Annotated in this window: 7 protein-coding genes; 3 read left to right on the forward strand and 4 right to left on the reverse strand. The window is 71.4% G+C overall.

The window, feature by feature from the left end; translation table 11 throughout:
- Nucleotides 1-86: 86 nt before the first annotated feature.
- Both serA and PINTE_RS19250 read right to left on the reverse strand, forming a co-directional pair.
- Nucleotides 87-1,283, reverse strand: coding sequence for a phosphoglycerate dehydrogenase (serA, locus tag PINTE_RS19245; protein WP_373280179.1), 1,197 nt, complete (start codon nucleotides 1,281-1,283; stop codon nucleotides 87-89).
- A 183-nt stretch (nucleotides 1,284-1,466) separates the two neighbouring features.
- Nucleotides 1,467-2,180, reverse strand: coding sequence for a hypothetical protein (locus PINTE_RS19250; RefSeq protein WP_068433942.1), 714 nt, complete (start codon nucleotides 2,178-2,180; stop codon nucleotides 1,467-1,469).
- A gap of 316 nt (nucleotides 2,181-2,496) precedes the next feature.
- Between PINTE_RS19250 and PINTE_RS19255 the strand changes: the two genes are divergently transcribed.
- Nucleotides 2,497-3,744: an arginine deiminase gene (locus tag PINTE_RS19255; protein WP_068433944.1), complete on the forward strand. Its 1,248-nt coding sequence runs from the start codon at nucleotides 2,497-2,499 to the stop codon at nucleotides 3,742-3,744.
- Nucleotides 3,745-3,749: 5 nt separating this feature from the next.
- Complete coding sequence (gene argF, locus PINTE_RS19260; RefSeq protein WP_068433946.1) at nucleotides 3,750-4,751, forward strand: ornithine carbamoyltransferase; 1,002 nt, start codon at nucleotides 3,750-3,752, stop codon at nucleotides 4,749-4,751.
- Between the two features lie 40 nt (nucleotides 4,752-4,791).
- On the opposite strand, the gene PINTE_RS19265 is transcribed toward argF, so the two are convergent.
- Entirely contained in the window at nucleotides 4,792-5,775 is a 984-nt protein-coding gene (locus tag PINTE_RS19265; RefSeq protein WP_084343826.1) for an alpha/beta fold hydrolase, read from the reverse strand.
- A 135-nt stretch (nucleotides 5,776-5,910) separates the two neighbouring features.
- Between PINTE_RS19265 and PINTE_RS19270 the strand changes: the two genes are divergently transcribed.
- On the forward strand, nucleotides 5,911-7,161 hold the full coding sequence (locus tag PINTE_RS19270; protein WP_068433950.1) for an Nramp family divalent metal transporter: 1,251 nt from the start codon (nucleotides 5,911-5,913) through the stop codon (nucleotides 7,159-7,161).
- A 276-nt stretch (nucleotides 7,162-7,437) separates the two neighbouring features.
- On the opposite strand, the gene PINTE_RS19275 is transcribed toward PINTE_RS19270, so the two are convergent.
- Nucleotides 7,438-8,067: L-lactate permease (locus tag PINTE_RS19275; protein WP_174524032.1), on the reverse strand; the 630-nt coding region annotated here is incomplete at its 5' end.

Below are 8,067 nucleotides of genomic sequence, written 5' to 3' on the forward strand. Positions count from 1 at the left end.
CCACCGCGGAGCGCCGCCGCCACCGCGGCGCGCCGCCGCCAACGCGGAGCGCCGCCAACGCGGTGCGCCGGCTCAGGCTCGACGCGCTACTTGATGAGCCGGAGCCGGATCGACTCGGGCATCGCGGAGACGGCCTGCACGACCTCGTCGGCGTACTCCAGGGAGGCGTCGGTGACGACGTACCCGATCTGCCCGCGGGTGCCGAGCAGCTGGCTGGCGATGTTGGCGCCGTGCTCGGCGAGGATGTTGTTGACCTTCGCGAGCACACCGGGGGTGTTGACGTGGAAGTACGTGAGCCGGTGGTCGCCGGGCGACTGCGCGAGGGTGATCTCCGGGGAGTTGACGCTGAGGGTCGTCGTGCCGAGCTTGACGTAGTCGCGCAGCTTGGCGGCGACGAATCGGCCGATGTCCTCCTGCGCCTCCATCGTCGACCCGCCGACGTGCGGGGTGAGCACGACATTCGGCAGGTTCTGCAGCGGCGAGACGAAATCGCCGGTGCGGCCCTTGGGTTCGTCGGGGAAGACGTCGACCGCGGCACCCGCCAGGTGGCCAGAGCGCAGGCTCGCGGCGAGGGCGTCGTAGTCGACGAGGAAGCCGCGGGAGAGGTTGAGGAACAGCCCGCGGTCGCGCATGCGGCCGAACTCGCGCGCGCCGAACAGTCCGGCGTTGCCGGGGCGGCCGTCGACGTGCAGCGTGACGCACTCGGCGACGTCGAGCAGTTCCTCCAGCGAGGCGCACCGCTTGGCGTTGCCGAGCGCCAGCTTGTCGTCGGTGTCGTAGAAGTAGACCTCCATGCCGAGCATCTCGGCGACCACGGACAGCTGCGAGCCGATGTTGCCGTACCCGACGATGCCGAGCTTGCGGCCACGGATCTCATGGGAGCCCGAGGCGCTCTTGTTCCAGATGCCGGCGTGCAACTCCCGGTCGCGTTCGGTGAGCCGGCGGGCCATGACGATGATCTCGGAGATGACGAGTTCGACGACGGACCGGGTGTTGGAGAACGGCGCGTTGAACACCGGGATGCCCTTGCGGACCGCCGCGTCGAGGGCGACCTGGTTGGTGCCGATGCAGAAGCACCCGATGGCGGTCAGGTGCGCGGACTCCTCGATGACGCGGGGGGTGACCTGCGTCGTGGAGCGGATGCCGAGCAGGTCGACGCCCTGTAGGGCCTCGATGAGCTCGTCTTCGCCGAGGGCCCCGGCGCGCATCTCGACCTCGATGCCCGAGGTGTTGAACACGGTTTCGGCCAGGTGATGGATGTTCTCCAGGAGGAGCGCCTTCATGCCACACATCTTTGTCCGCGGCCTGGAAGGCCCTGGCCGGCGGTCCACCATGCGACCCTTCGGTCCCAATCCGTGGGCACCGCCGCGCGGCTCAGCGGGCAGGGCCGGCCGAATGCGGGCCGAACGCCGGCTGAACGCCTGAGTCCGGGGAGTCGGTCGCTCGCCAGGTCCGCGGAGCCGGGCTCAGGCCGAGCGATACGGCCGCAGGCGGCGCTGCACCCGGGCCGAACCCCATGCGAGCAGCCACGGCGGGCGGGCGAGTTCGACGGACAGCGGAAACAACGACACCCCGCTGCGGGCGTCCTCCCAGTGCACGCCGACGACGCGCTCGGTGCGCGGGAAGCGCCGCCTGCGCTCGGGCGCGGCCTCGTCGAACGCGGTCCCGTGGAGCGCGGTCCCGTCGGGCGCGGCCTCGTCCAACGTGGCCTCGTCGAACGTGACCTCGTCGGGCGCGGCCTCGTCGGGATCCGGGTCGACCCGCGCGGCCGGCGCCGGGAAGACCGAGTACTCGATGCGCGCACGGCCCTCCACGGCGGCGATGACGAGCGAGACGAGGTCCTCGCGGTCGTCGGGCCCGAGCGTGAACTCGCCGAGGAAGGCCGGTCCGTCGCTGAGCATCACGCACGTGCGGCCCTCGTCGCCCTGCAGGTCCAGGCACAGGCAGCCGGGCACCGCCCGCGGCGGCAGGAGACCCACGGTGCCGGGCTGCTCGCCGGGCGCGCCCGCCTCCCCCGCCGGCACCGACCCGACCATGACGAGGTCGCCCCGCACCGACACGGCGAACGGTTCGCGGGTGCCGGAACGCACGTCGCGCAGCACGCCGTCGATCCACGCGCCGGCGGTGCGGCCCGGGCGCGCGCCGCGTGCGCGGGACGGGTGCAGGGTGTCGTGTGCCACAGGTTCCTCCCGGGTGCGGTGACGGGGTGTGCGCAGGCAACCAATCACAGATCCGCGTCCGCGACCGCACCCACAACCGGGCAAATCGCCATCGCCCGGGCATCGCCCCAGGTGTGAGATTCGTTGCCGCGCTAAGAAGCTCACCCTTCGAGACGGGATCATCGCGAGCGTGGGCGGGCGCACCGGCTCCGAGGGCGTCCCCGTCTTGTCGGTGGCGGCCAGTAGCGTGAGCCACAGCCCGACCACCTCCTGCGGCCGATCCGTCGGATGCGCAGGTACGGGCCCCAGGCATCGGATCGCCCCGAAGGAGTCGGTCATGGCAACACCAGGTCAGCGAGCGTACGTCGGCTCCGAGGTCGGCCCGCTGCGCCGCGTCATCCTGCACCGGCCCGGGCAGGAACTGGCCCGGCTCACCCCCTCGAACATGGCCGAGCTGCTCTTCGACGACCTGCCGTGGGTGAGTCGGGCCCAGGACGAGCACGACCGATTCGCCCAGGCCCTGCGCGATCTCGGCGTCGAGGTGCTCTATCTGCGCGACCTGCTGCGCGAGACGCTCACGGTGCCGCAGGCCCGGCAGTTCGTGTTCGCCGAGCTGCTCGACGACGAGATCCTCGGCCCGGCGATGATCGGTCCGCTGCTGCAGGTGCTCGATGCGATGGACGCGCGCGACCTCGCCGACGCGCTCATCGACGGGCTGACGAAGGCCGAGGCGCTGCAGCGGCTCCCCCGCACCCCCGACTCCCTCGTGCTGCACACCGCCGACGCGGCCGAGTTCGTGCTCAGCCCGCTGCCGAACCACCTGTTCACGCGCGACACCTCGTGCTGGGTGTACGGCGGGGTGTCGGTCAACTCGATGCGGATGCTCGCGCGCACCCGGGAGTCGGTGAACTCCGAGGCGATCTACCGCTGGCACCCGGCGTTCGCCGCGCCCACGGAGCCGTTCGAGCGCTGGGGCGGCGGCCTGGGCGTCGGGCTGGCGACGATGGAGGGCGGTGACGTGCACGTGCTCGGTCACGGCGCGGTGCTGGTGGGCATGAGCGAGCGCACCACCGCGCAGGCCGTCGAGCGCCTCGCCCAACAGCTGTTCGCCAAGGGCGCCGCGAGCCGGGTCGTCGGCCTGCAGCTGCCGAACAGCCGGGCGATGATGCACCTCGACACCGTGATGTCGATGGTCGACGAGACGACGTTCACGAAGTACGCGGGCCTGGGCATGCTGCCCAGCTACACCCTCACCCCGGCCGACAATCCGGCCGGCTTCGCGGTGCAGACCCACGAACCTGACCAGATGCATCGGGTCATCGGGGCGGCCCTGGGTGTCGATGAGATCCGTGTGCTGACCACGCCGCAGGATCTCGGCGCCGCCGAGCGGGAGCAATGGGACGACGGGTGCAACGTGCTCGCCGTGCGCCCCGGCGTCGTGCTCGGTTACGAACGCAACATCGCCACCAACGCCTACCTGCGCAGCGAAGGCGTCGAGGTGGTCACGATTCCGGGCAGCGAGCTGGGGCGGGGCCGCGGCGGCCCCCGGTGCATGAGCTGCCCGGTCGAACGAGAGGACATCTGAGCACGATGGGGTTCAACCTGCGGCACCGTTCCTTCCTCAAGGAGCCCGACTTCACCCCGCAGCAGTGGCGCTACCTGCTGGAGCTGTCGGCCGCGTTGAAGGCCGCCAAGCGGGCCGGCACCGAGCAGCCGCGGCTGCGCGGCAAGAACATCGCGCTGATCTTCGAGAAGACCTCGACCCGCACGCGGTGCGCGTTCGAGGTGGCCGCCTACGACCAGGGGGCGAACTGCACGTACCTCGACCCCACCGGCTCCCAGCTGGGGCACAAGGAGTCGATCGCCGACACCGCGCGGGTGCTCGGGCGCATGTACGACGGCATCGAGTTTCGCGGCAGCGCACACCTGCACGTCGAGCTGCTCGCCCAGTACGCCGGGGTGCCGGTGTGGAACGGGCTCACCGACGACTGGCACCCCACGCAGTCGCTGTGCGACGCCCTGACGATGCGCGAACACTGCGACAAGCCCGACCGCGAGATCACGTTCGCGTACGTCGGCGACGCGCGCAACAACGTCGGCAACTCGCTGCTGCTCATGGGCGCGCTGACCGGCATGGACGTGCGCATGGTCGCGCCGGGCCCGCTGCAGAACACGGCGGAGACGGTGGCGGCGGCCAAGGAGCTGTCGGCGCGCACCGGCGCGCGCGTCACCGTGACCGACGACGTGGCGAGCGGCGTGGCCGGGGCCGACTTCGTCTACACCGACGTGTGGGTCTCGATGGGCGAGCCGAAGTCGGTGTGGAACGAGCGGATCGAGCTGCTGCGGCCGTATCGCGTCGACGCCGCGCTGCTGGAGCGCACCGGCAACCCCGACGTGAAGTTCATGCACTGCCTGCCCGCCTACCACGACCGGCACACGGCCATCGGCGAGGAGATCTACGGCTCGCACGGGCTCGAGGGCGTCGAGGTGACCGACGACGTCTTCGAGTCGGAGGCCTCGATCGTGTTCGACCAGGCCGAGAACCGCATGCACACGATCAAGGCCGTGCTCGTCGCCACCCTCGGAGGCTGACGGGTTGCTCCCGCGCGACGGCGGTCACGTGCGAGGGCGGCTACTCCCGCGCGAGGGCGGCCGCCTGCTCGGGCGTGGTCGGCAGGTCGTCGCGGTCGGGGTCTTCGAGCACCGCGAGGATGAGTTCGGCTGTCTCCTGGGGCTTGTCGTACTGCGGCCAGGCGGTGGAGTCGAGGTAGGCCAGGTGCAGCATCGGGTGGCCGGCCACGATCGCGGCCTCCTGCGGGGAGACCGACTCGTAGCCGTCGCGCAGGTGCACCATGCGCAGCGGCACGCTCAGCCCCTCGTAGAACGGCGGGCTCGGCAGGAGCGGGCTGTCCTCGGGCAGGCGGAAGTAGGCCAGCACCGACTCCAGCGTGGGCTTGTGCAGCCAGGAGCCGTCAGGCTCGATGTGCACCGAGTGCTCGACCTCCGCGCGCAGCCCGCGGCGCATCTCGCCGAGCAGCCAGTCGTTGTCGGAGTCGTTGACGAGCGCGTCGACGAGCTCGCGGGCGGAGTCGGGGTCGGTGCCGGTGTACCCGAGCCGGAACCGGGTGCGCAGCGCCTCCCCCATCCCGGGGTCGAGCGCGAGCGCGATGTCTTCCCGGGACTTCTCGGTGTCGAGGAGGAACTCGCCGCCGAGCACGACGAGGCCGCGGAACAGGTCGGGGTTGTCGCGGACGGCGACCGTGGCCATGTGCTCGGCGAGATGGTGGGCGACGAGAAGGGGGCGGTCGAGGTCGAGCCCGCGCGCCACGGCCTCCACCGCGCGCCAGCCGTCGGAGGCGTCCGTGGGGTCGACGGTGCTGTGCCCGTGGCCCGGCAGGTCGAGGGCGTAGGCGTGCACACCGGCTCCGAGGTGGGGCACGACGTAGTTCCACGTCATCGCACAGGGGCCGAGAGAGTGGACGAAGAGCACCGGGGTGCCCTCACCACCGTGGTCGTAGACCGCCAACCTGCCCGCGCCGTAGTCAACCCATCGCTCCAGTATGCGACCGCCACCTCTAGTCATTTCGGTTGATCGATCCCAGCGTTGCACGTGCATGCGTCGCGTCGCCGCGGAGTCCCCGCGCGGGAGCCGGAAAATGCGGCGCGGCGTCGGACGCGCGCCTCACGGGCCCACATCCCCGCCTCGAGTGGCAAGGTATGCGCATCCACTCAGCGCTGAAGGAGACCTCCGATGAGCCACGACGTGCAGGACACCGTTCGGGGTCCGAAATGGAAACTCATCGGGCCGGGGCTCATCGTGGCCGCCACCGGCGTCGGCGCCGCGGACCTCGTCGCGACGCTCATCGCCGGCCAGCGGTACGGGTACGCGCTGTTGTGGTGCGTCATCCTCGGCTGCGTCATGAAGGTCGTGCTCGTCGAGGGCGCCGGGCGGTACTCACTGGCCACAGGCAAGACGATCTACGAGGGCTGGTCGACGCTCGGGGCGTGGACCCACGTGTACTTCCTGCCGTACATCGTCGTCTGGGGCTTCGTCTACGGGGCGGCGGCCATGGCGGGCACGGGGCTGCCGCTGCACTCGCTGTTCCCGTTCCTGTCGGTGACCTGGTGGGGCATCCTGTCGGGGCTCATCGGCCTGGCGCTCGTGTGGTTCGGCCACTACGCGTTCTTCGAGAAGATCTGCGCGGCGCTCGTCGGCGTCATGTTCCTCACGATGGTCGGCGCCGCGGTGCTGACGATCCCCAACATCCCGCAGCTGCTGACCGGACTCGTGCCGATGGTGCCGCAGGGTGCGCTCGTCAACGTGCTGTCGGTGGCGGGCGGCGTCGGCGGCACGATCACCCTCGCCGCGTACGGCTACTGGATCCGTGAGAAGGGGTGGGATTCCCCGCGGCACATGCGCGTCATGCGGCTGGACAACGCCGTCGCCTACATCGTCACCGGCATCTTCGTGCTCGCCACGCTCATCGTCGGCGCCGAGCTGCTGTACAGCGCGGGCATCGCGGTGCAGACCGGCGACAAGGGGCTGCTCGACCTGTCCGGGGTGCTGGAGGAGCGCTACGGGGTGTGGGCCGGCAAGCTCTTCCTCGTCGGCTTCTGGGCCGCCGCGATGAGTTCGCTCGTCGGCGTGTGGAACGGCGTGTCGATGATGTTCGCCGACCTCGTCGGCCACCTCAAGAACCTCGGCCCCGACCATCCCGACACCCGCTCGGGCGGCAAGTGGTACAAGGCGTACATCCTGTGGCTGACGTTCCCGCCGATGGTCATGATGTTCCTCGGCCGCCCGGTGCTGCTCATCCTCGCGTACGGCGTGCTCGGCGCGTTCTTCATGCCGTTCCTCGCCCTGACCCTGCTGTGGATCCTCAACACCGACCGCGTCCCGCGGCAGTGGCGCAACGGGGGGCTGTCCAACGTGCTCATGGCGCTGTGCGCCCTCGCGTTCATCGCCCTCGCCGTCATCGAGCTGCAGCGGGCCATCAGCTGAGGGGCTGGGGTCGGCTGGTGGGCCGCCCTCCGTCGTCGCCCGCCTCCCATTTTTCGCACGTGAGCCTGTGCCATCGGGCCGGACCGGGCGGCTTCGACGGAACCGGCTCCGCGGGCCTGGTCTCGTTCGAGCCGGACGGTCCCGTCTCGTCCAGTGAGTCGGCTCACCCGGCAGGTGAGACCAGTCCAGCGGGCGGCGCGTCGGCGGAGTGGGGCGTGCGTCGCCGGGTCGCGGCGCGTCATTGGTCGGCCCGCGCTTCAGCGGTCGGGCGGCGCGTCAGAGGGTGAGCAGCGCGAGGGCCGAGAGGCCGAGCAACATGACGGCGTTGACGGCCAGCACCGTGGCCATGACCTGGCGTCGCTGCGGCATCCGGTCGGGCGGGCACAGGCCGAGGGCCATCTCGACCCGCGAGGGCGAGGCCATCGTCAGCGCGGCGGCGGCGCAGTTCTGCACGGCGACGAGGTGCAGCGTCGAGACGCCCAGGGCGTGGGCGGCTTGCCCCTGCGCGGCGGCGAACATCGAGTTGGCCCCCGCGTTGGAGCCGGTGACGAACCCGCCCACGCCGCCGACCCACGGGGCGAGCGCGAGGTAGGCGCCGCCGAGGCCGGTGGCGGCCTGGGCGAGGGCGGTGCTCATGCCGGTCGCGGCCATGAGCACGCCGAGCAGCAGGAACCCCGCGGTCGGGAGCCCGACCGCCCGCCACGTGCGCGCGGCTCCCCGGGCGACGGCGCCCCGCAGGCCCGGGGCGAACGGCAACGCGGTGGCCGCGACCAGGCAGGCGATCGCCAGCCACAGCGCCGGGGAGGCGAGCACGGGTTCCGCCGGCGCCAGCGCCGGGAGTGTCACCAGCGCGCTCGCGGACAGCAGCCCCGCGACGATCGTGCCATAGGGCGTCAGCGCCCGGGC

Origin of the sequence: Piscicoccus intestinalis NBRC 104926, assembly GCF_001515525.1 — a bacterium.
GTDB classification, from domain to species: domain Bacteria; phylum Actinomycetota; class Actinomycetes; order Actinomycetales; family Dermatophilaceae; genus Kineosphaera; species Kineosphaera intestinalis.

What these genes read in the sequence shown, in the direction of transcription:
- serA (WP_373280179.1), bottom strand. Translation starts at nt 1,283, where the DNA reads ATGAAGGCGCTCCTCCTGGAGAACATCCATCACCTGGCCGAAACCGTG.
- PINTE_RS19255 (WP_068433944.1), top strand. Translation starts at nt 2,497, where the DNA reads ATGGCAACACCAGGTCAGCGAGCGTACGTCGGCTCCGAGGTCGGCCCG.
- argF (WP_068433946.1), top strand. Translation starts at nt 3,750, where the DNA reads ATGGGGTTCAACCTGCGGCACCGTTCCTTCCTCAAGGAGCCCGACTTC.
- PINTE_RS19265 (WP_084343826.1), bottom strand. Translation starts at nt 5,775, where the DNA reads ATGCACGTGCAACGCTGGGATCGATCAACCGAAATGACTAGAGGTGGC.
- PINTE_RS19270 (WP_068433950.1), top strand. Translation starts at nt 5,911, where the DNA reads ATGAGCCACGACGTGCAGGACACCGTTCGGGGTCCGAAATGGAAACTC.